We start from the raw sequence: 23,560 nt of genomic DNA on the forward strand, positions 1-23,560 counted from the left end.
ATTTCCTTTTTTATACCGGTAACGCAGTAATCCAGCCTAAGCTGCTAAAGTATTTTGTTGCGCCGGGAAGAATATATTCCACTGCCAATAAACCTACAACTGTAAGCACAATTGTATAAGGGAGTGCCATATAAACCATTTTACCATAAGATAAGCGGATTAACGGTGCTAAAGAAGATGTTAACAGAAACAAAAACGCCGCTTGTCCGTTTGGCGTTGCAACGGAAGGTAAGTTCGTACCTGTGTTAATGGCTACCGCAAGCAGTTCGAATTGTTCTAATGAAATAATACCGGCATGTAACGCATTTTTCGCTTCATTAATGTAAACGGTTGCTACGAAAACGTTATCGGAGATGGCGGAAAGTAATCCGTTAAACCCATAGAAGAGCAGTAATTGGGTGCTTTCGCTTGCGGATAACACGTAATTGATGATCGGACCAAAAAGATGTTGGTCTATAATGACGGCGACGACGGAAAAGAATACGACCAATAATGCACAGAATGGAAGAGATTCTTGAAATGATTTACCAATGGTACTTTCCGAGGTAATACCGCAAAATGCAGTGGTTAATACGATAACGCTCAAACCGATTAAGCCGACAGCCGCTAAGTGAAAGGCTAAACCGCATACCAGCCAGATACCGATAATACCTTGAATAATCAATTTTTGTCTTTCTTGTCGATTCATTTTTTGTTGTTGGGCACGATTAAATTTGGCAAGGATCCCCCAAACTTTACGAGGAAGTTTATCTCCATAACCGAAAATGTTCATTTTTTCTATCATCACACAAGTGATCAAACCGCAGATTAATACGGGAACAGTAACCGGTGCCATGCGAATAAAGAACTCACCGAAGCCCCAGCTTGCTTGCTCGGCAATAATTAAGTTTTGCGGTTCACCCACTAAGGTCATTACGCCACCGAGAGCCGTACCCACGCCAGCATGCATCATTAGGCTGCGTAAAAAACTACGGAATTGTTCCAGCACCTGCTGATCTTTTTTGATTTTTTCATCGTTAGTGATATCCGTTGAATCATCAAAATTATTACCTGAGGCAACTTTGTGATAAACACCGTAAAATCCCATTACTACGCTGATGATTACAGCGACAACAGTTAATGCGTCTAAAAATGCCGATAAAAATGCCGCACTTAAACAGAAAGAAAGAGATAAAACTATTTTTGAACGAACGGTAATTAATAATCTGGTGAATGCAAACAGCAGTAGTTGTTTCATGAAGTAAATGCCGGCAACCATGAACATTAATAATAGGATTACTTCAAAACTTGCCATGATTTCCGCTTTTACATGAGCCGGACTTGTCATACCAATGGCGATAGCTTCAAAAGCCAATAAACCGCCCGGTTGCAACGGATAACATTTCAACGCCATGGCTAAAGTGAAGATAAACTCAATGACTAAACACCAACCTGCGATAAAGGGACTGATCAAAAAATATAAAATAGGGTTTAAAATAAGGAAAACGATAATAGATAATTTATACCAATTTGGACTTTTTCCTAGAAAATTGTTAAAAAATGCTGTGTAGCCACTCATAATAAAGACTCTTCCGTTAAGTTAATTAAGTATATTAATAATACAGATGCTGATTGTAATATACTTCATATTAAAGGATAATATGAAAAATTACTTTTTTAGAAGTAGATCATGTTTTTAAGGAAAATTTCACTTGTTTACACAAAAAAGCGCAAATAGTAGCCCCTCAGTTTTAAAAGCGAGAAGTCCCGCTGCTTTGGCTGAAGAGTATATCGTGAAGAGTATTTGGAGTAATTTTTATCCTCCGGGTACGGATTTACCCGCAGAGCGTGAATTAGCCGAAAAAATCGGTGTAACCCGTACCACATTAAGAGAAGTTCTGCAGCGTCTTGCCAGAGACGGTTGGCTGACCATTCAGCACGGAAAACCGACAAAAGTAAATGATGTGTGGCAAACCTCCGGATTAAATATTTTAGACGTGTTAGTCCGTTTAGACAGCACAATGTCGCCGACTCTTATTGCCAATATGCTTTCCGCCCGCACCAATATCGCAATTATTTATATTCCTCGCGCATTTAAAGTGAGTTATGAAAAAGCGTTAGCCAGTTTCGATGGGTTGGAAAATTTACCTGAAACGGCGGAAAGCTATACAGCTTTCGACTATGAAATTTTGCATAAACTTGCGTTTATTTCCTTAAATCCGATTTACGGTATGGTGTTAAACAGTCTGAAAGGGCTTTATACTCGGGTCGGTTCTTATTATTTTGCTATTCCGGAAGCCCGAGCTCTTGCCAAGAAGTTTTATATTGAGTTGCGTGAATTAGGTAAAGCTCATCGGTTGGATGAGATCCCTTCATTATTTCGCCAATATGGGAGGGAAAGTTCATTGATATTTGAAGCGGCACAAGACGGCTTAGCGCAATACTTAATTGAAAATTAATTGTTATAAAATGAAAAAACCTCTTGATCATCAAGAGGTTTTCTTTTTTTAATTACAAATTAAAAGTGCGGTCAAAAATTTTTAAATTTTCGTACCGCACTTTTAACCATTATAACAATGAGAACTGATTTAATTACCAGCCTTTTACTACACCGTCTTTGAAGAATTTGACCGCTTCTTGGTAAACTTCTTCCGTTTGATAGGCTTTTACAAAGTTTTGTACGGCTTCACTGTCTTTATTATCGGTACGGGCAACAATGATATTAACGTACGGCGAATCTTTGCTTTCGACGAATACGCCGTTATCCGCCGTATTCAAACCGACTTGACCGGCATAGGTATTGTTTACCACCGCTAAATCCACATCATCTAATGCACGTGCCGCTACGGCGGTATCAACCGGTGTGATTTTTAGGTTTTTCGGATTTTCAACAATATCCAATGGTGTCGCCGCAAGGTTGGTATTGTCTTTTAATTTAATTAAACCTTGTTTTTCAAGCAGAATCAAAGCGCGGCCTTGGTTTGACGGATCATTAGGTACGGCAACTTTAGCGCCTTCTTTTAACTCGCTGACATTTTTAATTGTTTTTGAATAACCGGCGAGCGGATAAACAAAGGTATTGCCCACAATAGTAAGATTTGTGATGTTATTTTTCTTCACGTCTTCATCTAAATAAGGTTTGTGTTGCATTGCATTAATGTCTAAGTCACCTTTACTAACCGCAGGATTCGGTAATGCATAATCATTAAATTCAACGAATTTAACGTTTAAATTGTATTTTTCTTTTGCTACTTTTGCAGCAATTTCAGCAACTTGGTGTTCGGGACCGGACATTACGCCGACAGTAATGGTTTGAGCGGGCGTGTTTTGTGCGGAAGGCGCCGCAGTATCCGCTTTTTTCTCGTCGTTACAGGCGGTTAAGGCAAAAACTGAAGTTACCGCCGCAACGGTTAAAAGTTTTTTAAAGTTCATAGTTGTGTTTCCTTCATCAGATTTTAATAGTAAAAATTAACGATGATCGAAATGATCAGCGAGTTTATTTCCGTATTTTTCACATAACATTACGATAACTACAATAATAATTGTTGAAATCCATAATACATAAGGCATATTGCGATGCAGACCGTAAGAAATTGCCGTATTTCCTAAACCGCCGCCACCCACGGCTCCCGCCATTGCGGAATAACCGATTAAGGTTACGAGAGTTAATGTGGTCGCTTTAATTAAAATAGGCAAGGCTTCAGGTAAATAAAACTTAGTTACTAATTGCCAAACGGTGGTCCCCATGGCTTTTGCCGTTTCCGTTAATCCCGAGGGAATATCGCCAAGGGCATTTGATGTCAAACGGGCGAAGAAAGGCAATGCACAAACGCCTAAAGGAATAATTGAGGCGGTTGTCCCTAAAGTAGTGCCGACTAAAAAGCGCGTCACCGGCATTAGGTTAAATAATAAAATAATAAAAGGAATCGAGCGCCCGATGTTAATCACCCATTCAAGGAAGCGGTTTACTTTTGTATTAGCTAATGCTTGGTTTGGTTTGGTTAAATAGTTATAAACGCCTAAAGGCAAGCCCAGTACGACAGCGAACAGGGTTGCGGAAAAACTCATATAAACGGTTTCAAGCGTGCTGGAACCGATTAACGCCCATACCTCAGGCGTCAGTTGTTTTGAAAAATCAGCAATAAAATTAGTCCACATAACCAAGTACCTCAACACGAACATTACTTTCCATTAAATAAATTTTAGCCTGCGTAATCGAATCTTCATCGCCTTCAACTTCCGCAATGGTAAAACCGAATTTGGTTCCGCCGGCATAATCGATTTGTGAGACTAAAATATTGAACGATACGTTGAATTTACGTGAAGTTTGAGAAAGTAGCGGCGCATCAACGGAACGACCGGTAAACTCGAAACGGATAATCGGATAAGAATCCGACCGTTTTGGCGTGTCCGTTAGTTTTGCCAAATATTCTTCGGGTAAATTAGCCTGGAAGGTGGAACGGATAAATTCCTGTGCCAATTCCGTCTTCGGGTTAGAGAAAATTTCGCTTACCGAACCCTGTTCGATTAATTGTCCTTTGTCGATAACCGCAACCTGATCGCAAATATTTTTCACCACATCCATTTCATGGGTAATAAGTAGAATGGTAATGCCCAAAGTGCGGTTAATTTCTTTTAATAATTTGAGAATAGATTGAGTGGTTGCCGGATCTAATGCACTGGTGGCTTCATCGCAAAGCAATACTTTCGGATCACTGGCAAGGGCGCGGGCGATAGCCACACGTTGTTTTTGGCCGCCGGAAAGATTTGCCGGATACACATCTTTTTTGTCCGTTAATCCGACTAAAGCTAAAAGTGCGGTCACTTTTTCATGAATTTTTTCTTTTGCCATATGTTCTAATGTTAATGGCAACGCAACATTTTCATAAACGGTACGGGAACTAAGCAGATTAAAATGCTGGAATATCATACCGATGTTACGACGTTCGGCGATAAGCTGCGCTTCGCTTAGCTGAGTAAGATCCTGTCCGTCAACAAAAACGGAACCGGAAGTCGGTCTTTCCAATAAATTCACGCAACGAATCAACGTACTTTTGCCGGCGCCGGAGGCACCGATTACGCCGCAAATATCGCCTTTAGGAATATCTAAAGAGACATTATCCAATGCGTTAAGCTTTTTACCCGCCACATCAAAAATTTTGCTAATATTTTTTAGCTTAATCATATAAGCCCTTTTGTTTTCTATTGTTATACTTTAGTGAGATTTGAACTATTTTAGATGTCTAGACGTTTGTGTCAATAACTATTACCGCGCTTTTTAGAATGTTATGATATTACTTAGTTATATTTGCTAACTTAAATAAGAAAGATGATAATAAAAAGAAAGGATTGAATAAGGAAAGAATGGTGAAAAAGGCAATTTTTTTAGATAGAGACGGCACAATTAATATTGACCATGGTTATGTGCACAAAATAGATGACTTCCACTTTATTGAAGGAAGTATCGAAGCCTTAGAGGAATTAAAAAACATGGGCTATTTATTGGTGTTAGTCACAAACCAATCGGGAATCGCCCGCGGATATTTTTCAGAAGACGAATTTTTACAATTAACGGAATGGATGGATTGGTCGCTTGCGGATAGAAATGTCGATTTAGACGGCATTTATTATTGCCCTCATCATCCTGAAGGTTTGGGCGAATATAGGCAGGACTGCGATTGCCGAAAACCGAAACCGGGTATGTTGCTGCAAGCTATTGAGGAATTAAACATAGATCCCGCGCAATCTTTTATGGTCGGCGATAAAGTAGAAGATTTAAAAGCGGCCGTTTCCGCGAATGTGAAATATAAAGTATTGGTGAAAACAGGTAAAACAGTTACTCAAGCCGGAGAGCAACTAGCGGATTATGTTTTAGATTCTATTGCGGATTTGCCAAGAATTATAAAACGTCTAAAAAAGTAGCGTTTTAACTGTAATAAACAAACAAAAAGCTCAAAAAGTAATCTTTTGAAAAGTATTTTAAATATTTTAACAAAAAAAGCTTGCAAAGGGAGTCGAAATCCCTATAATACGCCTCACACAACGACGCACCGTTGTGAAAGCTAACAACAATCCGGTGCGTCGTTCTTTTTTGCTCTTTAACAACTTATCAGACAATCTGTGTGGGCACTTGAAAGATTCGTTTAAACAAAAAATTTAAATAAGACTTAGAGTGCTGAACAAAGTTAATTTAATTAATGATTTATAGTCAGTATTTTGAGCGATTGAACTTTTTAAATTGAAGAGTTTGATCATGGCTCAGATTGAACGCTGGCGGCAGGCTTAACACATGCAAGTCGAACGGTAGCGGGAAGAAAGCTTGCTTTCTTTGCCGACGAGTGGCGGACGGGTGAGTAATGCTTGGGGATCTGGCTTATGGAGGGGGATAACGACGGGAAACTGTCGCTAATACCGCGTAATATCTTCGGATTAAAGGGTGGGACTTACGGGCCACCCGCCATAAGATGAGCCCAAGTGGGATTAGGTAGTTGGTGGGGTAAAGGCCTACCAAGCCGACGATCTCTAGCTGGTCTGAGAGGATGACCAGCCACACTGGAACTGAGACACGGTCCAGACTCCTACGGGAGGCAGCAGTGGGGAATATTGCACAATGGGGGGAACCCTGATGCAGCCATGCCGCGTGAATGAAGAAGGCCTTCGGGTTGTAAAGTTCTTTCGGTGACGAGGAAGGTGTTTGTTTTAATAGGACAAGCAATTGACGTTAATCACAGAAGAAGCACCGGCTAACTCCGTGCCAGCAGCCGCGGTAATACGGAGGGTGCGAGCGTTAATCGGAATAACTGGGCGTAAAGGGCATGCAGGCGGACTTTTAAGTGAGATGTGAAAGCCCCGGGCTTAACCTGGGAATAGCATTTCAGACTGGGAGTCTAGAGTACTTTAGGGAGGGGTAGAATTCCACGTGTAGCGGTGAAATGCGTAGAGATGTGGAGGAATACCGAAGGCGAAGGCAGCCCCTTGGGAAGATACTGACGCTCATATGCGAAAGCGTGGGGAGCAAACAGGATTAGATACCCTGGTAGTCCACGCGGTAAACGCTGTCGATTTGGGGATTGGGCTTTAGGCTTGGTGCTCGTAGCTAACGTGATAAATCGACCGCCTGGGGAGTACGGCCGCAAGGTTAAAACTCAAATGAATTGACGGGGGCCCGCACAAGCGGTGGAGCATGTGGTTTAATTCGATGCAACGCGAAGAACCTTACCTACTCTTGACATCCAGAGAATCCTGTAGAGATACGGGAGTGCCTTCGGGAGCTCTGAGACAGGTGCTGCATGGCTGTCGTCAGCTCGTGTTGTGAAATGTTGGGTTAAGTCCCGCAACGAGCGCAACCCTTATCCTTTGTTGCCAGCATGTAAAGATGGGAACTCAAAGGAGACTGCCGGTGACAAACCGGAGGAAGGTGGGGATGACGTCAAGTCATCATGGCCCTTACGAGTAGGGCTACACACGTGCTACAATGGTGCATACAGAGGGCGGCGATACCGCGAGGTAGAGCGAATCTCAGAAAGTGCATCGTAGTCCGGATTGGAGTCTGCAACTCGACTCCATGAAGTCGGAATCGCTAGTAATCGCAAATCAGAATGTTGCGGTGAATACGTTCCCGGGCCTTGTACACACCGCCCGTCACACCATGGGAGTGGGTTGTACCAGAAGTAGATAGCTTAACCTTCGGGGGGGCGTTTACCACGGTATGATTCATGACTGGGGTGAAGTCGTAACAAGGTAACCGTAGGGGAACCTGCGGTTGGATCACCTCCTTAGCAAGTTTTAGGCGACTGGCAAGTGTTCACACAGATTGTTTGATAGAAAGAGACAAACCAACATCCTTTTGGGTCTGTAGCTCAGGTGGTTAGAGCGCACCCCTGATAAGGGTGAGGTCGGTGGTTCAAGTCCACTCAGACCCACCACTCAAGCGCGGCGAGGCCGGCTGGACGAGTGAAAGCTAAAAGGAAAGGTTGCACTGTAAGGTGCAAACGGATTGGGGATATAGCTCAGCTGGGAGAGCGCCTGCCTTGCACGCAGGAGGTCAGCGGTTCGATCCCGCTTATCTCCACCAATCATCATGACTAAGTGAATCGAGGGTCAGGCAATGTTCTTGCCGGAATTGACCGGACTTTGTTTATTTAGTCATGATGATAGCCGAAAGGCGTTATCTTTTTGTTCTTTAAAAAATTGGAAACAAGCTGAAAAACTGAGAGATTTTCTGAAAAGAAAGTCTGAGTATAAAAAATCTTGGCCGGGCAAAAGCGGTCAAGTGTTTAGTAATAACGAACGACACAGGTATAAGAATACTTGAGGTTGTATGGTTAAGTGACTAAGCGTACAAGGTGGATGCCTTGGCAATCAGAGGCGAAGAAGGACGTGCTAATCTGCGAAAAGCTTGGGTGAGTTGATAAGAAGCGTCTAACCCAAGATATCCGAATGGGGCAACCCAGTAGATGAAGAATCTACTATCAATAACCGAATCCATAGGTTATTGAGGCAAACCGGGAGAACTGAAACATCTAAGTACCCCGAGGAAAAGAAATCAACCGAGATTACGTCAGTAGCGGCGAGCGAAAGCGTAAGAGCCGGCAAGTGATAGCATGAGGATTAGAGGAACCGGCTGGGAAGCCGGGCGGCACAGGGTGATAGCCCCGTACTTGAAAATCATTGTGTGGTACTGAGCTTGCGAGAAGTAGGGCGGGACACGAGAAATCCTGTTTGAAGAAGGGGGGACCATCCTCCAAGGCTAAATACTCCTGATTGACCGATAGTGAACCAGTACTGTGAAGGAAAGGCGAAAAGAACCCCGGTGAGGGGAGTGAAATAGAACCTGAAACCTTGTACGTACAAGCAGTGGGAGCCCGCGAGGGTGACTGCGTACCTTTTGTATAATGGGTCAGCGACTTATATTATGTAGCGAGGTTAACCGAATAGGGGAGCCGAAGGGAAACCGAGTCTTAACTGGGCGTCGAGTTGCATGATATAGACCCGAAACCCGGTGATCTAGCCATGGGCAGGTTGAAGGTTGGGTAACACTAACTGGAGGACCGAACCGACTAATGTTGAAAAATTAGCGGATGACCTGTGGCTGGGGGTGAAAGGCCAATCAAACCGGGAGATAGCTGGTTCTCCCCGAAATCTATTTAGGTAGAGCCTTATGTGAATACCTTCGGGGGTAGAGCACTGTTTCGGCTAGGGGGCCATCCCGGCTTACCAACCCGATGCAAACTGCGAATACCGAAGAGTAATGCATAGGAGACACACGGCGGGTGCTAACGTTCGTCGTGGAGAGGGAAACAACCCAGACCGCACGCTAAGGTCCCAAAGTTTATATTAAGTGGGAAACGAAGTGGGAAGGCTTAGACAGCTAGGATGTTGGCTTAGAAGCAGCCATCATTTAAAGAAAGCGTAATAGCTCACTAGTCGAGTCGGCCTGCGCGGAAGATGTAACGGGGCTCAAATATAGCACCGAAGCTGCGGCATCAGGCGTATCACTAATACGCCTTACGATTAACAACTTGCGAAGGAAGAGAGCAAGTTGGTTAAGCGACCAACACGTTGAGTCGGCTGTAAGCGAGAGCGAACAGAAAGGCGCGAGTGGAGCGTGAGGAATATTAGTGATACGCCTGTTGGGTAGGGGAGCGTCGTGTAAGCGGAAGAAGGTGGTTCGAGAGGGCTGCTGGACGTATCACGAGTGCGAATGCTGACATAAGTAACGATAAAACGGGTGAAAAACCCGTTCGCCGGAAGACCAGGGTTCCTGTCCAACGTTAATCGGGGCAGGGTGAGTCGGCCCCTAAGGCGAGGCTGAAGAGCGTAGTCGATGGGAAACGGGTTAATATTCCCGTACTTGTTATAATTGCGATGTGGGGACGGAGTAGGTTAGGTTATCGACCTGTTGGAAATGGTCGTTTAAGTTGGTAGGTGGAGCGTTTAGGCAAATCCGGACGCTTATCAACACCGAGAGATGATGACGAGGCGCTAAGGTGCCGAAGTAACCGATACCACACTTCCAGGAAAAGCCACTAAGCGTCAGATTATAATAAACCGTACTATAAACCGACACAGGTGGTCAGGTAGAGAATACTCAGGCGCTTGAGAGAACTCGGGTGAAGGAACTAGGCAAAATAGCACCGTAACTTCGGGAGAAGGTGCGCCGGCGTAGATTGTAGAGGTATACCCTTGAAGGTTGAACCGGTCGAAGATACCAGCTGGCTGCAACTGTTTATTAAAAACACAGCACTCTGCAAACACGAAAGTGGACGTATAGGGTGTGATGCCTGCCCGGTGCTGGAAGGTTAATTGATGGCGTTATCGCAAGAGAAGCGCCTGATCGAAGCCCCAGTAAACGGCGGCCGTAACTATAACGGTCCTAAGGTAGCGAAATTCCTTGTCGGGTAAGTTCCGACCTGCACGAATGGCATAATGATGGCCAGGCTGTCTCCACCCGAGACTCAGTGAAATTGAAATCGCCGTGAAGATGCGGTGTACCCGCGGCTAGACGGAAAGACCCCGTGAACCTTTACTATAGCTTGACACTGAACCTTGAATTTTGATGTGTAGGATAGGTGGGAGGCTTTGAAGCGGTAACGCCAGTTATCGTGGAGCCATCCTTGAAATACCACCCTTTAACGTTTGATGTTCTAACGAAGTGCCTGGAACGGGTACTCGGACAGTGTCTGGTGGGTAGTTTGACTGGGGCGGTCTCCTCCCAAAGAGTAACGGAGGAGCACGAAGGTTTGCTAATGACGGTCGGACATCGTCAGGTTAGTGCAATGGTATAAGCAAGCTTAACTGCGAGACGGACAAGTCGAGCAGGTGCGAAAGCAGGTCATAGTGATCCGGTGGTTCTGAATGGAAGGGCCATCGCTCAACGGATAAAAGGTACTCCGGGGATAACAGGCTGATACCGCCCAAGAGTTCATATCGACGGCGGTGTTTGGCACCTCGATGTCGGCTCATCACATCCTGGGGCTGAAGTAGGTCCCAAGGGTATGGCTGTTCGCCATTTAAAGTGGTACGCGAGCTGGGTTTAAAACGTCGTGAGACAGTTTGGTCCCTATCTGCCGTGGGCGTTGGAGAATTGAGAGGGGCTGCTCCTAGTACGAGAGGACCGGAGTGGACGCATCACTGGTGTTCCGGTTGTGTCGCCAGACGCATTGCCGGGTAGCTACATGCGGAAGAGATAAGTGCTGAAAGCATCTAAGCACGAAACTTGCCTCGAGATGAGTTCTCCCAGTATTTAATACTGTAAGGGTTGTTGGAGACGACGACGTAGATAGGCCGGGTGTGTAAGCGTTGCGAGACGTTGAGCTAACCGGTACTAATTGCCCGAGAGGCTTAGCCATACAACGCTCAAGTGTTTTTGGTAGTGAAAGTTATTACGGAATAAGTAAGTAGTCAGGGAATCGGCTTGTTTTTAATTTTAGAGAATAAAAGAGTAGAAGACTAGAAGTAGGCTAGTGATAGCGGAGAGAAGAATCCGCGGTCAGTATCTGAAACGGAATTATCCTGGCGGCGATAGTGCAGTGGTCCCACCTGAATCCATGCCGAACTCAGAAGTGAAACGCTGTTATGCCGATGGTAGTGTGGGGCATCCCCATGTGAGAGTAGGTCACCGCCAGGTTATTATTTTGTTAATTCATTTTTTGAGTGGATTAACAAAATAAACAATTTTTTGGCAGCGATAGTGCAGTGGACCCACCTAATTCCATGCCGAACTTAGAAGTGAAACGCTGTTACGCCGATGGTAGTGTGGGGCTTCCCCATGTGAGAGTAGGTCACTGCCAATTTTACCAACTTTTAGCGGAGTGGTAGTTCAGCTGGTTAGAATACCTGCCTGTCACGCAGGGGGTCGCGGGTTCGAGTCCCGTCCATTCCGCCAATTCATTTTCATACCAATAGGGGCGTAGTTCAATTGGTAGAGCACCGGTCTCCAAAACCGGGTGTTGGGAGTTCGAGCCTCTCCGCCCCTGCCATCTTTTCATTATCTCTATAAAATTTTCTATTCTTAGAATATAAATTTGGTTATTATTCTCATACCTTATATTTAATTAATTCTTTAGTCATTTAATTCAAAACTCTTGAATCTTAATAGATTAGATAGTTTGATAAGAAAATTATCTATTTTAGATATAAAAATAGGTTAGACCTTTTTTGGTACTAACCCATTTATTTATGGATTACTGTAGGGAAGTTATTTGCTATTTCGAGCTTTATAGATCTTCAATGCTTCCGGCATTAGTCGTTGTAAATTTTCCTGGCGGGAAGCATCACTCGGGTGAGTGGAAAGAAGTGACGGTCCGTTGCTCCCCCCCGCTTTTTGCATTTTTACCCAAAGTTGTGGGGCAGCCTGCGGGTTGAATCCCGCCTTAGCCATTAAAAATAGCCCTATTTCATCAGCTTCTGTTTCATTACTGCGAGAGAATGGTTTATTTACTCCCAAATCCGCAACGGTTCCTCCCAAGCCTCCCGTATCAACACCTAAAGTTGCCGCTGCGGCAATATCGGCTGCCGCTCCAAGAATTCCCGTCATAATGCCTACGTTGCGGGATTGTTTGCCATGTTCTTGTAACGCGTGAGCCATTTCATGCCCCATTACTACGGCAATTTCATCATTAGTTAGATTAAGTTTATCCACTAAACCCGTATAGAACATCATTTTTCCGCCCGGCATAGCCCAAGCATTGAGTTCGTTTGATTTTACAACGGTAAGTTGCCAATTAAATTTTACACCGGTAGTGTTTTCTTTATCGGCATAGGGAACCATTTGGTTAAATACGCTTTGAATTCGCTTTGAAGTAGCAGAGGATGTATCTACAACACCTTTGGCACGAGCTTGATTTATAGTTTGCGTATAGCTTGAAGCCGCTTCTTGATTGATTTGTGCGGTATCGGCACAAGCCGCTAGCGTTGCCACAATAAAGGAAACGGCAAAAATTTTTTTAGATTTTTTAAACATAATTACCCTGATTTTAGTTAAAGTTGAGCTTGTGCTTAAAACGTCAACAAATTTAATAAGCGCCCTGATTATAATGGGATCTATCCGAATTTGCTAGATTCAAGCTTAAAGTGCGGTACTTTTTCTTAGAAATTCTGTGTTAGAATAGCCAAAAATCAGTAAAAGGAACTTGTTATGCCGACCATCAGTGTTGCAATGATTGTAAAAAATGAAGCGCAGGATCTCGCAAAATGTTTAGATACAGTAAAAGATTGGGTTGATGAAATTGTTATTTTAGACAGCGGAAGTACGGATGAAACCCGTGAAATCGCCTTGAGTTATGGCGCCAAGTTTTACACTAATACTGATTGGCAAGGTTTTGGAAAACAACGTCAATTGGCTCAGCAATATGTAACTTGCGATTATGTGTTATGGCTTGATGCAGATGAACGTGTTACTCCTGAACTTCGCCATTCCATTCAAAGTGCGGTCGAAAAAAACGAAGATTCTACGCTTTATCAAATTCCACGTTTGAGTGAGGTTTTCGGACGGAAAATCCGCCATTCGGGTTGGTACCCGGATTATGTTTTGCGCCTGTATAAAACTCATGTTGCACAATATGGTGACGAATTGGTACATGAAAAAGTGCATTATCCGGTAAATGTCAAAGTGGAAAAATTAACGGGTGATTTAGAACATTACACTTATAAAGATGTCTATCATTATTTAATAAAATCAGCCGGTTATGGAAAAGCATGGGCGGAACAAAAAGCCGCGGCGGGCAAATCGACAAGTCTTTTTAATGCCGTTACCCATGCTTTAGGTTGCTTTGTCAAAATGTATATTTTGCGAGCCGGTTTTTTAGACGGCAAACAAGGATTACTACTTGCCATTCTCTCCGCAAATTCTACTTTTAATAAATATGCGGATTTGTGGGTAAGAACAAAAACAAAATAATCCAACACAAAGCTAAGGCGCCGAATTGAAAGCGCCTTTGTTTTTTAATGCCAGTGAGTCCTAATGAAAGGAATAATGTCTTTCAGACATTCGGCAATGGAAATTACGGTTAGATTTTTTTCCACTTCTTTTTTGAACGGCGGACAGAAAGCAATATGATAATCCGGTGCGTTGATTGGTCGCCAGCGCCGGGGAATCGCCGATAATCGGCTTGGATAAAATCCGATAGTCGGGATATTTAGTGCACCGCTAAGATGCAATGGACCGGTTGAGCCGGAAATATACAGATCGGCGCATGCCAGGGAACGGGCGAAATCCACTAATCCGTTGTTTTTCGCATAAACCACCACATTCGGGCGGCTCACTAAATTTGCCAGTTGTCGGGCTTTTTCTTCCTCGTTCGGGCCGGCGGTTAGAATAATATAACAATCAAATTCTCTCAAAATGCCTTGAATCAGATCTGCATATTGCTGTAAAGAAAGATTATTTGCCGAACCACCGGAACCGCTATGGACAAACAGCCATTTTTTATCTTGTTTAATATTAAGTTGCTCGCTTAATAAAATTTTCTGATTTTCCACCGCACTTTTGGCAAATTGTAAATATGGTGCGGAAGGCTCAATGATGGGGATATTGTGATCCCGTAAAAATTGACGGGCTAAGTCCATATTGTATTCATATTCCGCTTTTTCCGAACGGGAACGACGTTGCGTTAAGCGATGATTATACAAAAACTGAAATAGCTTAGTTGCCGGCGCCAAGCGGTATTTAATCCCCGCTTTCCAAACCAGCTTTGCATTATACCAGGTTGAAAAAAAACTAATTACCGCATCGAATTTTTGTGCTCTTATTAATTGCAAAGTGCGGTCAAATTCCGCCGGATTTTTTTTATTTTTTGCATCAATGATGACTTCATCAATATAAGGGCAGATTTCAGCAATCGGTGCCGTATATGCGGGCACAAGGGCACTGATTTTCAGCTGCGGATAAGATTTTTTAAGCAATGCCAATGCCGGAAAAATAAGCATAAAATCGCCAAGTTTGTCATTACGGATAACGAGAAGTTTTTGCATAATAAATTGCCCCTAAAATCCCTCTCATTTTAACAAAAGTCGAGACTAAGATAAACCTTGCTTTTTAGGCTTAAAAATGTATAATCTTCAGGCTTTTTGTCTATATATACAGAGAAAAGAGTAAGCATTCCTGCCCCTTCGTAGCAGGTTTTCTTTTATTATTAAACATTTAGAGGAAGGTTATGGTAACCATTCGTTTATCTCGTGGCGGAGCTAAAAAACGCCCATTTTATCAAATCGTAGTAGCTGACAGCCGTTGCCCGCGTGACGGTCGTTTTATCGAACGTGTCGGTTTCTTCAACCCATTAGCGGCGGGTAATGCAGAACGTCTTCGTATCCAATTAGACCGTGTTAACGCTTGGTTAGAAAAAGGCGCAAGCTTATCTGATCGTGTGGCCGCTTTAGTTAAAGAAGCACAAAAAGCTGCATAATCGCTTTTGAAAAAGATAAATCGGTAGGTGAATAAAATGGATCGGCAAAGAATTGAAACGGTTGGCAAATTAGGCTCAACTTATGGCATTCGCGGTTGGTTACGTATTTATTCATCGACAGAAAACGCTGAAAGTATTTTTGATTATCAGCCGTGGTTTTTAAAAATAAAAGACCAATGGCAGGCTATCGAACTGGAAACATGGAAACACCATAATCACGAATTGATTGTTAAATTAAAAAATATCAATGATCGTGAAACCGCACAAACTTTAGCAAATGTGGAAATCGGTGTGGATTTATCCGTTTTTCCGGCGCTTGAAGAAGGTGATTTTTATTGGCATGATTTAATCGGCTGCCAAGTGGTCAATCTTCAGGGGTACGCTATGGGTACCGTTTCCGAAATGATGGAGACGGGTTCCAATGACGTATTGGTAGTGCGTGCAAACGCAAAAGATGCTTTTGGTAAGCAAGAACGTTTAATCCCGTTTTTGTATGAACAAGTAGTTAAAAGAGTAGATCTCACCACAAAGACTATTGAAGTGGATTGGGACGCTGGTTTCTAACCTCGGGTACGCTGTTAGCTTTGAGTTTTAACATTTACACAAAGGATTTTTACCATGTGGATCGGGATTATTAGTCTTTTCCCCGAAATGTTTAAAGCAATTACAGAATTTGGGGTGACAGGACGAGCCGTAAAACAAAATCTCTTGCAGGTATCATGTTGGAATCCTCGTGATTTCACTCATGATAAACATAAAACCGTTGACGATCGTCCTTATGGCGGCGGTCCGGGAATGCTGATGATGGTGCAACCGTTGCGTGATGCAATCCATGCGGCAAAAGCGGAAGCGGGAGATGGCGTAAAGGTGATTTACCTTTCGCCGCAAGGGCGTAAACTAGATCAAACCGGTGTAACGGAATTAGCTGCAAACGAAAAATTAATTTTAGTTTGCGGTCGTTATGAAGGGATTGACGAACGATTGATCCAAACTGAAATTGATGAAGAATGGTCGATTGGCGATTACGTTCTGACAGGGGGAGAACTTCCTGCAATGACATTAATTGATGCTGTTGCGAGATTTGTCCCGGGTGTATTGGGCAAGCAGGCTTCTGCCGAAGAAGATTCTTTTGCGGAGGGCTTATTAGATTGCCCGCATTATACCCGTCCTGAAGTTTTAGACGGTTATGTAGTGCCGCCTGTGCTGATGTCAGGTAATCATGAAGAAATCCGCAAATGGAGATTAAAACAATCCCTTGAGCGAACATGGTTAAGACGCCCCGAGCTATTAGAAAAACTAGCTCTGACTGACGAACAAAAGAAACTGTTAAAAGATATTATAGAGGCATATCATATACGCCAATCGAAAACATCGGATAACGGTTAATTCAGTTTAATCTAGTTAATTTATTAAAGGTTTAAAAAATGAGCAACATCATTAAACAACTTGAACAAGAACAATTAAAACAAAACATACCTAGCTTCCGTCCGGGTGACACATTAGAAGTTAAAGTATGGGTAGTTGAAGGCGCTAAAAAACGTCTGCAAGCATTCGAAGGCGTGGTTATTGCAATTCGTAACCGTGGCTTGCACAGCGCATTCACTTTACGTAAAGTATCAAACGGTACCGGCGTTGAGCGTGTTTTCCAAACTCACTCACCGGCAATCGACAGCATCTCCGTTAAACGTAAAGGTGCGGTACGTAAAGCGAAACTTTATTACTTACGTGAACGTTCAGGTAAATCTGCACGTATTAAAGAACGTCTTGGTGCATAATCCGCAAGGATTACGCCATACAGAAAAAGGCTTGGGTTTCCAAGCCTTTTTTGTTAATTACATTTAGCAGTTATTTTGAAAAATAGCTGATATTTTTATCAGGAAAATATTTATCCGTCAGCGCTTTTAATTTGCTATTGGTACTGCGTTGTTTTTTATGAATAGGCAGTCGGTTCCAGTCGAATTCGGCAACTTCATTAATACAATCTTGAAGCGATAAATTTTTTAGCAGCGCATTAACAAAAAATGCCGAGATAAGTTTGTTCCATTCATTTTTATTGCCCCAATAATGTCCGATAATATGATCGCAAGCGTTCAGTCCGCCATAATGATTTAATGCTATAGAAAATGAAAATTGTTCGACTAAACGTCTGGTACAGTCTGTAGCACAAATTTCATCACAAAGCCGAAGGCTTAATGCAATTATTTCTTTAGCTTTATTTGCGGGAAGCGCAATAACGCCGGCGTTCCACATCGTACTTTGACTATCTAACCGAATACCGGCAAAGGTTTTATCCTTCAGGCTATTGTGCATTTTTTTCGTCGTATTATCGATTTCATCACCTAATGCACATTCGAGTTTATGCATAAAAAGCTGATTTTGGGAAAGCTTGTCTTGTATTCCTGCTAAATCGGTAGCAAGAAACGTGTCACTGTCAATGTAAAGTAAATGCTCAGCGGGATAGCGTTTTTGTACTTTTTCTAACGCTTTAATTTTTACCCGCCAAAAGAACTGATATTCGCCTTGCCATTGTGTTAAGGTATCTTCATTAATTTGAATAAATTCAATTTTATTACCGAAAAAAGCATAAAATTCAGGGCGATCCGTGACCATAATTACCCGCTTAACAGCGGGATCTTTCAGAAAACTTAAAATAGCAAAGCTTGCCTGATAGTGGTTTTCCAGACGGGATCCAAAGGTGAGCAAAACAATATTCATAGTAGCCATTCTGGTTTTATTGCTTCGGGGGATAATTCGTTTATATTATCTTTATAATATAAAATGTGAGTTTTCGCTTGGCTAATCGGTTTCCAGTGGATAAATGCAATAGGATCTTCTTTATAAATTGCTATCATTGGTTTATTGAAACCTGATGCAATATGTACTGTTGATGTATCCGTCGAAATAAGCAGAGCACAATGACGAATTAGCTCTATTGTGTGAAAAATAGTTGTTGTATCATGTATAAATATATTGGTATAACTTTTGGCGGCATCTTTCAGCATTGGGATAACTTCGGGATAACTTAATAAAACCAACGGTTTATCAGATTGCGAGGTTAAGTAAGATATATATTTTTCAATGTTTTGTTTGTTCATCACTTTATGACGATAACCACCAAAAAAATTTACCGCTATATAATTTTTTAGTTGGTTTATTTCTAAAAATTGTGAAATTTCAATCGCACTTTGGCTGTTATAAGGGACATCGTAGCTCATATCCTGAACCTGAATTCCTATTTTTTCAAGCGCTAGACGATATAATTCGGAGAAGTGGAATTCACCCTCTAGATTGATGTTAAATAATTGATAATTCGATTTTTTATAACCGATGTAATTTCTTGCATTAATTAAACGTAGCAATAATAAATCACGATTTTTCAGGCTAATTGTCGGATCAATTACTACGTCATATTGCAATTTAGCTAATCTTAAACCACACGTGATATAGTCTAAAATATCTCGCTTTTTCACATAATAAAGTTGATCAATATGTGGATTTTGTTCAAATAAATAAGCATCTTTTTGAGTACAAATTACACCTATATGAATATTCGGATTTGCCTTTTTTAATTCCCTAAAAACAAATGAGCTAACGATATAATCCCCAATTTTCCCATCTTGACGTAAGAATAAAATACGTTGTGGGGGAAATACGTTCACATCTCCCTGAATTTTTTTATCAATTAATAGCTTTCCAAGGGATAATCGTAGGTTTCGTAATATATTCTTTAAATTCATAATTAGTTAGATATTTAGTTATAACGATCTTCGATTGCATTGATTTCTGAATCAACACCGCAGAATACACAAGGAGGCTCAATTCCATAAGCATTAATTTGGGTGATTTGCAAGCCCCCTGTCAAGTAATCAGAAGGCATCCTGACGGGATAAGCATGGTTCAATAATTTTTTTGCACCCGATAAGGTAATTAAATATGAAGTTGTTCGAAAAATACAGCGCTTGGAATTTTTTGAAGGAGAACGATAGCGAACCAATTTATATCCTTCATGAATACTTCTTTTGCAGAACCAAGATTTTGCTTTTCCATGCTCAAAAAAAATAATTTCTCTGCGGGAAGGAACTTTGGATAAGGTTTCTTCAACAATTTTTTTAAATTCATGATGAATAATTGCATCATCTTCAAAAATAATAGCTTGTTCAATATTGTTTTTTAGAATATGTTCATAAACTGCTATATGACTTAATGCACAGCCAATTTCCCCTAAAGTTAATGGTTTTTTGGTGGAAAATCTTTTCACCGCAAACTCTCTATCAATTTTACTGAGTTCTTCTTGCGATAAATCTTTTCCATAAATGGCATCAAAAAATTCAAATTTAATACCTAATGCATTAAAACGTTGAGCGATAACATCTCGACGAGGAGAATTTTTAAGACTAATAATAAAAATTTTAGGTAGCTCTATTTTCATGGGCGATTCCAAACTAAATAATTTTATAAACGAGTTTATCTTCAATTTCCCTGAGTATACGTTTTAATTGAAATTTAAGAGGAACAGATTGGTATTTCTTATTCCAATGAGGTGGTTTATTTCTAATACTATTATATATTTGATCAAATAAGCAACTTTTTACCATGGTTGTTGTCGGTAACCAAGGTTTGTGACTTCCCACATAATGCAAAATACATATTGGCTTTGTAGCCTTCTCCAAACTAGATAAAAGCAATTTCCCTTTATGCGCTAATTTTATTCTGTTTCGATGATTCACTGTAAAATTATAGCGACTATCTAAAAAAAGAACTTTTCCTTTTAAAACACCATTTAAAATATCCTGATCTTGAAATTGAATATTGGGATAATCTTTATTCCAATCAATAGCTTTTTGATATAAGTTAAATTCTCTTAGTGCTTTTAGATTTAATAATAAAACTCCTGCATTTATATAAGGTTGAGAATCCTGTAAACCAATTTTTCTTTTGTAATCTTGATTTTCATATTCAATATAGGGGTCTAAGCAAGCACCAACTAGATTATCGGCTAAATCAATATGCCATAAACGACTTAAATCAGAAATTACTATAATATCAATATCAAGATAAATAGCTTTGTTAAGCTCATTTAGATAATCAGCAACTTTTAGTCTAGCGTATGTAGCAGATGAAATATAACTGATGGTTTGAGGAAAACACTGAAAGTCATTATCATCAATTTTTATAAAATTGATACTATGCTGGAACGAATTTTTTTTGTTAATGTTTTGTATTAAGTTTTTAATACAAGACTTAGATTCTTCTGAAATGTTAAAATCTAAAATATAAAATTGAGTAGATAATGTTGTATTATCTAGAATACTTTTTATCACAACAGATAAATAAGGTGCATAATTTTCGTCGCAGTTAAATATAATATTCATATTTCCTCTTTCGCATAAAACTAACCCCCGCAGCAGCAGGGGTTAGTCTAGAATTCAAATTATTTTTTTGAACCTGGAATAGAGAAACGTTTGTTGAAACGTTCAACACGACCACCGGTATCAACAACACGTTGTTTACCAGTGTAGAACGGGTGGCAGTTGCCGCACACGTCTAGGTTGATATCGTGACCTGCTGTAGAGCGGGTTTTGATTACGTTACCGCAAGAACAAGTAACAGTAATTTCTTTATATTCAGGATGAATACCTTGTTTCATAGAAAACCTCAAAATGAAGCCTCGCCGCTATAAGGACCAGCTCTGAGAGCTTCCAAACACCACGAGTGATTAATATTATGTCATCGAAAATCAATATGATTTTCTGAAGACTCTGTGTAAAAGAGAGCAAATTATACCGTAAAAAATGGATTATTCAAGGGGATTATTCGTTATAATAAGTCGGAACTCAGGCGACGAACGCCTTATTTTATCGGTTTTAAACTTTACCTATTTTTGATTTTGCTTATGAAATTTGTGCGTGTGGCGTTAGCCGTTCCGCTAATGCGATTTTTTGATTATATTCTGCCGGAGCAAATGCAGCCCGTTATCGGCGGACGCGTATTGGTGCCTTTCGGTCGGCAAAAACGCGTTGCGATTGTGGTGGAATTTGCGCAGGAAACCGATATACCCAAAGAACAATTAAAGCCGGTTCTTAATGTATTGGATGATGCCGGTTTGTTTAATGATGATATGTGGAATCTGTTAAAGTGGGGAGCCGGCTATTATCAGTTTTCTCTAGGCGACGTGTTATTTTCCGCCTTGCCGGTTAAATTGCGAAACGGCGAAAGTGTGGTAGAAAAAAACAAAATTTTGTGGAAATTGACCGCACTTGGCGAACAGGCAATGGTTTCGGGCGAGCTGAAACGGGCTAAAAAACAATTGGAAGCGTTAACGGAATTAACAAAAAATCCTCTCGAAAAAGGGAATAATGAATTTTCTGCGGCAATTTGGTCTCAACTTAAAGAAAAGCGTTTTGTGGAAGAAGTTACCCAACCGCTGCAAATTATCCCGTGGCAAATCCGTTTGGGCGGCAAAGAGATTATGCGAGCGGAGCAACGTTTGACCTTAAACAAGCAACAGGCATTGGCATTAAGCCGGCTTTTGTTTCATCAAGGTTTTGCCGCTTGGTTGCTGGACGGGGTAACAGGTTCCGGAAAAACGGAAATCTATTTGCAATATATTGAGGAGATCCTTAAACAGGATAAACAGGTATTGGTTTTAGTGCCGGAAATCAGCCTAACGCCTCAAACGGTGCAGCGTTTCCAAGCCCGTTTTAATGTGGATATCGACGTGATTCACTCTAACATGAATGATAGCCAGCGCTTGCTGGTATGGCAACGGGCGAGAACAGGGCAAAGTGCGATAGTTATCGGTACAAGATCCGCATTATTTACCCAATTTAAAAGGCTTGGACTAATTGTTATTGATGAGGAACATGATAATTCTTTCAAACAGCAAGACGGAGGTTGGCGTTATCATGCAAGGGATCTTGCCATCGTTTACGCCAAACAACTTGATATTCCTATTGTATTAGGCTCGGCAACGCCAAGTTTGGAAAGTCTTAATAACGTAAAGAATCGCAAGTTTAAGCATATTGTATTATCGCATCGTGCGGGAGCCGGCAGCGGGCTGAAACATGAAGTGATTGATCTCAAACGGCAACGCATTCAGCACGGCTTGTCCGATACATTGTTGCGTAAAATGGCGAGCCATTTAGAAAAAGGCAACCAAGTTATGTTGTTTCTGAATCGCAGAGGGTTTGCGCCTGTGATGTTGTGTCATGAATGCGGATGGATCGCCACTTGTACGCAGTGCGATAAGCCTTATACTTATCATCAGCATCAGCGTGTTATGAAATGCCATCATTGTGAAATTCAAAAGCCGGTGCCAATGCAATGCGGCGCTTGCGGTTCGACTCATTTAGTGACGACCGGAATCGGTACCGAACAGTTGGAATTTGTGTTGCAACAGCAGTTTCCTCAATACGAGGTAACGCGCCTTGATCGCGACAGTACAGTACGTAAAGGCGCATTAGAAAATCATTTATCGGCGATTAAACAAGGCAAAAGCCGGATTCTTATCGGCACGCAAATTTTAGCCAAAGGGCATCATTTTCCCGATGTGACTTTAGTTGCCTTAGTGAATGTAGACAGCGCTTTGTTTTCTTTGGATTTTCGCGCGGAAGAGCGGTTGGCTCAACTTTATGTGCAGGTTTCGGGACGAGCGGGGCGAGCGGAAAAACAAGGCGAGGTGGTGCTGCAAACCCATTATCCGGATCACCCTTTGTTGCAACAATTATTGCATGATGGTTATCATGCTTTTGCAAATTCCGCTTTGCAGCTTCGTCGCCAAATGGGGTTGCCGCCTTTTAGCGCGCAGGCGCTATTTAGAGCTCAAAGTAAGTCGAGCGAAGAAGCCGAGCAATTATTGCAACAAATCGCGTCATATTTTTATGACTGGAAGAATCGACAAAATATGCCCGATTTACAGCTATTAGGGCCGATGCCGGCGCCTTTTAGCAAAAAAGCGGGAAGATTTCGCTGGCAATTGTTGTTGCAGCATCCTTCTAAATCGGTGTTGCAACATGCGTTAGGGCAGTTTAACTTTGAAAATGAGGTGAAATCTTCGCAGGCAAGGTGGATTTTAGATGTGGATCCGCAAGATCTTAGTTAAAATGACTGGTCAATTTTCGCTTTTTTGAGTAGAATCTCATCTATTTTGTAGAAATTTTGTAACTATTTTTTATTTA

The 23,560-nt window shown here is 41.6% G+C and carries 19 protein-coding genes, 4 tRNA genes and 4 rRNA genes; 16 read left to right on the forward strand and 11 right to left on the reverse strand.

Going from position 1 to position 23,560, the window contains the following annotated elements:
• Positions 1-10: 10 nt before the first annotated feature.
• The gene (gene nhaB / locus MS_RS01970) at positions 11-1,558 is read right to left on the reverse strand and encodes a Na(+)/H(+) antiporter NhaB (protein WP_011199612.1); all 1,548 of its coding nucleotides are present in this window, start codon (positions 1,556-1,558) and stop codon (positions 11-13) included.
• A 133-nt stretch (positions 1,559-1,691) separates the two neighbouring features.
• Here nhaB and fadR point away from each other — a divergent pair, with 133 nt between their 5' ends.
• Positions 1,692-2,438, forward strand: coding sequence for a fatty acid metabolism transcriptional regulator FadR (fadR, locus tag MS_RS01975; RefSeq protein ID WP_011199613.1), 747 nt, complete (start codon positions 1,692-1,694; stop codon positions 2,436-2,438).
• 133 nt (positions 2,439-2,571) lie between these two features.
• On the opposite strand, the gene MS_RS01980 is transcribed toward fadR, so the two are convergent.
• From MS_RS01980 to metN, 3 genes are read right to left on the reverse strand one after another with little or no spacing between them, the layout of a single operon-like run.
• Entirely contained in the window at positions 2,572-3,411 is an 840-nt protein-coding gene (locus tag MS_RS01980; protein ID WP_011199614.1) for a MetQ/NlpA family lipoprotein, read from the reverse strand.
• Positions 3,412-3,447: 36 nt separating this feature from the next.
• Positions 3,448-4,137, reverse strand: coding sequence for a methionine ABC transporter permease (locus MS_RS01985; RefSeq protein WP_041639525.1), 690 nt, complete (start codon positions 4,135-4,137; stop codon positions 3,448-3,450).
• Entirely contained in the window at positions 4,127-5,164 is a 1,038-nt protein-coding gene (metN, locus tag MS_RS01990; protein WP_011199616.1) for a methionine ABC transporter ATP-binding protein MetN, read from the reverse strand. Before metN ends, MS_RS01985 begins: the two co-directional genes overlap by 11 nt.
• 182 nt (positions 5,165-5,346) lie before the next feature.
• Between metN and gmhB the strand changes: the two genes are divergently transcribed.
• From gmhB to MS_RS02035, 9 genes are all read left to right on the forward strand, one after another.
• On the forward strand, positions 5,347-5,901 hold the full coding sequence (gene gmhB, locus MS_RS01995) for a D-glycero-beta-D-manno-heptose 1,7-bisphosphate 7-phosphatase (RefSeq protein ID WP_041640133.1): 555 nt from the start codon (positions 5,347-5,349) through the stop codon (positions 5,899-5,901).
• A 313-nt stretch (positions 5,902-6,214) separates the two neighbouring features.
• A 16S ribosomal RNA gene (locus MS_RS02000) occupies positions 6,215-7,757 on the forward strand.
• A gap of 70 nt (positions 7,758-7,827) precedes the next feature.
• Positions 7,828-7,904 (forward strand) — tRNA-Ile (locus MS_RS02005).
• Between the two features lie 73 nt (positions 7,905-7,977).
• Positions 7,978-8,053 (forward strand) — tRNA-Ala (locus MS_RS02010).
• Between the two features lie 248 nt (positions 8,054-8,301).
• Positions 8,302-11,330 (forward strand): 23S ribosomal RNA (locus tag MS_RS02015).
• Positions 11,331-11,492: 162 nt separating this feature from the next.
• Positions 11,493-11,608 (forward strand): 5S ribosomal RNA (rrf, locus tag MS_RS02020).
• Between the two features lie 50 nt (positions 11,609-11,658).
• A 5S ribosomal RNA gene (gene rrf, locus MS_RS02025) occupies positions 11,659-11,774 on the forward strand.
• Together the 16S, 23S and 5S rRNA genes with 4 tRNA genes alongside form the textbook arrangement of a ribosomal RNA operon.
• 15 nt (positions 11,775-11,789) lie before the next feature.
• Positions 11,790-11,866 (forward strand) — tRNA-Asp (locus tag MS_RS02030).
• 18 nt (positions 11,867-11,884) lie between these two features.
• A tRNA-Trp gene (locus tag MS_RS02035) sits at positions 11,885-11,960 on the forward strand.
• Between the two features lie 218 nt (positions 11,961-12,178).
• On the opposite strand, the gene MS_RS02040 is transcribed toward MS_RS02035, so the two are convergent.
• Positions 12,179-12,943 carry a M48 family metallopeptidase gene (locus MS_RS02040; RefSeq protein WP_011199619.1) on the reverse strand — a complete coding sequence of 255 codons (765 nt, stop codon included), beginning with the start codon at positions 12,941-12,943 and terminating at the stop codon, positions 12,179-12,181.
• A 174-nt stretch (positions 12,944-13,117) separates the two neighbouring features.
• On the opposite strand from MS_RS02040, the gene MS_RS02045 reads away from it, so the two are divergent.
• Entirely contained in the window at positions 13,118-13,879 is a 762-nt protein-coding gene (locus MS_RS02045; protein ID WP_011199620.1) for a glycosyltransferase family 2 protein, read from the forward strand.
• Positions 13,880-13,923: 44 nt separating this feature from the next.
• Here MS_RS02045 and MS_RS02050 read toward each other — a convergent pair whose 3' ends face one another.
• On the reverse strand, positions 13,924-14,952 hold the full coding sequence (locus tag MS_RS02050; protein ID WP_011199621.1) for a glycosyltransferase family 9 protein: 1,029 nt from the start codon (positions 14,950-14,952) through the stop codon (positions 13,924-13,926).
• Between the two features lie 182 nt (positions 14,953-15,134).
• On the opposite strand from MS_RS02050, the gene rpsP reads away from it, so the two are divergent.
• From rpsP to rplS, 4 genes are read left to right on the forward strand one after another with little or no spacing between them, the layout of a single operon-like run.
• On the forward strand, positions 15,135-15,383 hold the full coding sequence (gene rpsP / locus MS_RS02055; protein ID WP_011199622.1) for a 30S ribosomal protein S16: 249 nt from the start codon (positions 15,135-15,137) through the stop codon (positions 15,381-15,383).
• A 36-nt stretch (positions 15,384-15,419) separates the two neighbouring features.
• Positions 15,420-15,947 (forward strand): ribosome maturation factor RimM, encoded by a 528-nt coding sequence (gene rimM, locus MS_RS02060; RefSeq protein WP_011199623.1) that lies wholly within the window; start codon positions 15,420-15,422, stop codon positions 15,945-15,947.
• Between the two features lie 54 nt (positions 15,948-16,001).
• Entirely contained in the window at positions 16,002-16,769 is a 768-nt protein-coding gene (gene trmD / locus MS_RS02065; protein ID WP_011199624.1) for a tRNA (guanosine(37)-N1)-methyltransferase TrmD, read from the forward strand.
• Positions 16,770-16,807: 38 nt separating this feature from the next.
• Positions 16,808-17,158, forward strand: a complete 351-nt coding sequence (gene rplS, locus MS_RS02070) for a 50S ribosomal protein L19 (protein ID WP_011199625.1) — start codon at positions 16,808-16,810, stop codon at positions 17,156-17,158.
• Between the two features lie 70 nt (positions 17,159-17,228).
• On the opposite strand, the gene MS_RS02075 is transcribed toward rplS, so the two are convergent.
• The 5 genes from MS_RS02075 to rpmE are packed head-to-tail and all read right to left on the reverse strand — an operon-like array spanning position 17,229 to position 21,030.
• A complete protein-coding gene (locus MS_RS02075; protein ID WP_011199626.1) occupies positions 17,229-18,107 on the reverse strand; it encodes a hypothetical protein in 879 nt (292 codons plus the stop codon).
• The gene (locus tag MS_RS02080; protein ID WP_011199627.1) at positions 18,095-19,120 is read right to left on the reverse strand and encodes a glycosyltransferase family 9 protein; all 1,026 of its coding nucleotides are present in this window, start codon (positions 19,118-19,120) and stop codon (positions 18,095-18,097) included. The genes MS_RS02075 and MS_RS02080 overlap by 13 nt, the downstream gene beginning before the upstream one ends.
• A gap of 14 nt (positions 19,121-19,134) precedes the next feature.
• Complete coding sequence (locus MS_RS02085) at positions 19,135-19,812, reverse strand: glycosyltransferase family 25 protein (protein ID WP_041639529.1); 678 nt, start codon at positions 19,810-19,812, stop codon at positions 19,135-19,137.
• A gap of 13 nt (positions 19,813-19,825) precedes the next feature.
• Complete coding sequence (locus MS_RS02090) at positions 19,826-20,755, reverse strand: glycosyltransferase family 8 protein (protein ID WP_011199629.1); 930 nt, start codon at positions 20,753-20,755, stop codon at positions 19,826-19,828.
• Positions 20,756-20,814: 59 nt separating this feature from the next.
• Positions 20,815-21,030 carry a 50S ribosomal protein L31 gene (gene rpmE / locus MS_RS02095; RefSeq protein ID WP_041639530.1) on the reverse strand — a complete coding sequence of 72 codons (216 nt, stop codon included), beginning with the start codon at positions 21,028-21,030 and terminating at the stop codon, positions 20,815-20,817.
• Positions 21,031-21,276: 246 nt separating this feature from the next.
• Between rpmE and priA the strand changes: the two genes are divergently transcribed.
• On the forward strand, positions 21,277-23,484 hold the full coding sequence (gene priA, locus MS_RS02100; RefSeq protein WP_041639532.1) for a primosomal protein N': 2,208 nt from the start codon (positions 21,277-21,279) through the stop codon (positions 23,482-23,484).
• Positions 23,485-23,560: the final 76 nt, after the last annotated feature.

The organism is [Mannheimia] succiniciproducens MBEL55E (genome assembly GCF_000007745.1).
GTDB classification, from domain to species: Bacteria; Pseudomonadota; Gammaproteobacteria; order Enterobacterales; family Pasteurellaceae; genus Basfia; species Basfia succiniciproducens.

Bases quoted from the DNA above. Each gene is read 5' to 3' on its own strand.
- nhaB (WP_011199612.1), bottom strand. From the start codon at position 1,558: ATGAGTGGCTACACAGCATTTTTTAACAATTTTCTAGGAAAAAGTCCA.
- MS_RS01980 (WP_011199614.1), bottom strand. From the start codon at position 3,411: ATGAACTTTAAAAAACTTTTAACCGTTGCGGCGGTAACTTCAGTTTTT.
- MS_RS01985 (WP_041639525.1), bottom strand. From the start codon at position 4,137: ATGTGGACTAATTTTATTGCTGATTTTTCAAAACAACTGACGCCTGAG.
- metN (WP_011199616.1), bottom strand. From the start codon at position 5,164: ATGATTAAGCTAAAAAATATTAGCAAAATTTTTGATGTGGCGGGTAAA.
- MS_RS02040 (WP_011199619.1), bottom strand. From the start codon at position 12,943: ATGTTTAAAAAATCTAAAAAAATTTTTGCCGTTTCCTTTATTGTGGCA.
- MS_RS02045 (WP_011199620.1), top strand. From the start codon at position 13,118: ATGCCGACCATCAGTGTTGCAATGATTGTAAAAAATGAAGCGCAGGAT.
- MS_RS02050 (WP_011199621.1), bottom strand. From the start codon at position 14,952: ATGCAAAAACTTCTCGTTATCCGTAATGACAAACTTGGCGATTTTATG.
- rpsP (WP_011199622.1), top strand. From the start codon at position 15,135: ATGGTAACCATTCGTTTATCTCGTGGCGGAGCTAAAAAACGCCCATTT.
- rimM (WP_011199623.1), top strand. From the start codon at position 15,420: ATGGATCGGCAAAGAATTGAAACGGTTGGCAAATTAGGCTCAACTTAT.
- trmD (WP_011199624.1), top strand. From the start codon at position 16,002: ATGTGGATCGGGATTATTAGTCTTTTCCCCGAAATGTTTAAAGCAATT.
- rplS (WP_011199625.1), top strand. From the start codon at position 16,808: ATGAGCAACATCATTAAACAACTTGAACAAGAACAATTAAAACAAAAC.
- MS_RS02075 (WP_011199626.1), bottom strand. From the start codon at position 18,107: ATGGCTACTATGAATATTGTTTTGCTCACCTTTGGATCCCGTCTGGAA.
- MS_RS02080 (WP_011199627.1), bottom strand. From the start codon at position 19,120: ATGAATTTAAAGAATATATTACGAAACCTACGATTATCCCTTGGAAAG.
- MS_RS02085 (WP_041639529.1), bottom strand. From the start codon at position 19,812: ATGAAAATAGAGCTACCTAAAATTTTTATTATTAGTCTTAAAAATTCT.
- MS_RS02090 (WP_011199629.1), bottom strand. From the start codon at position 20,755: ATGAATATTATATTTAACTGCGACGAAAATTATGCACCTTATTTATCT.
- rpmE (WP_041639530.1), bottom strand. From the start codon at position 21,030: ATGAAACAAGGTATTCATCCTGAATATAAAGAAATTACTGTTACTTGT.
- priA (WP_041639532.1), top strand. From the start codon at position 21,277: ATGAAATTTGTGCGTGTGGCGTTAGCCGTTCCGCTAATGCGATTTTTT.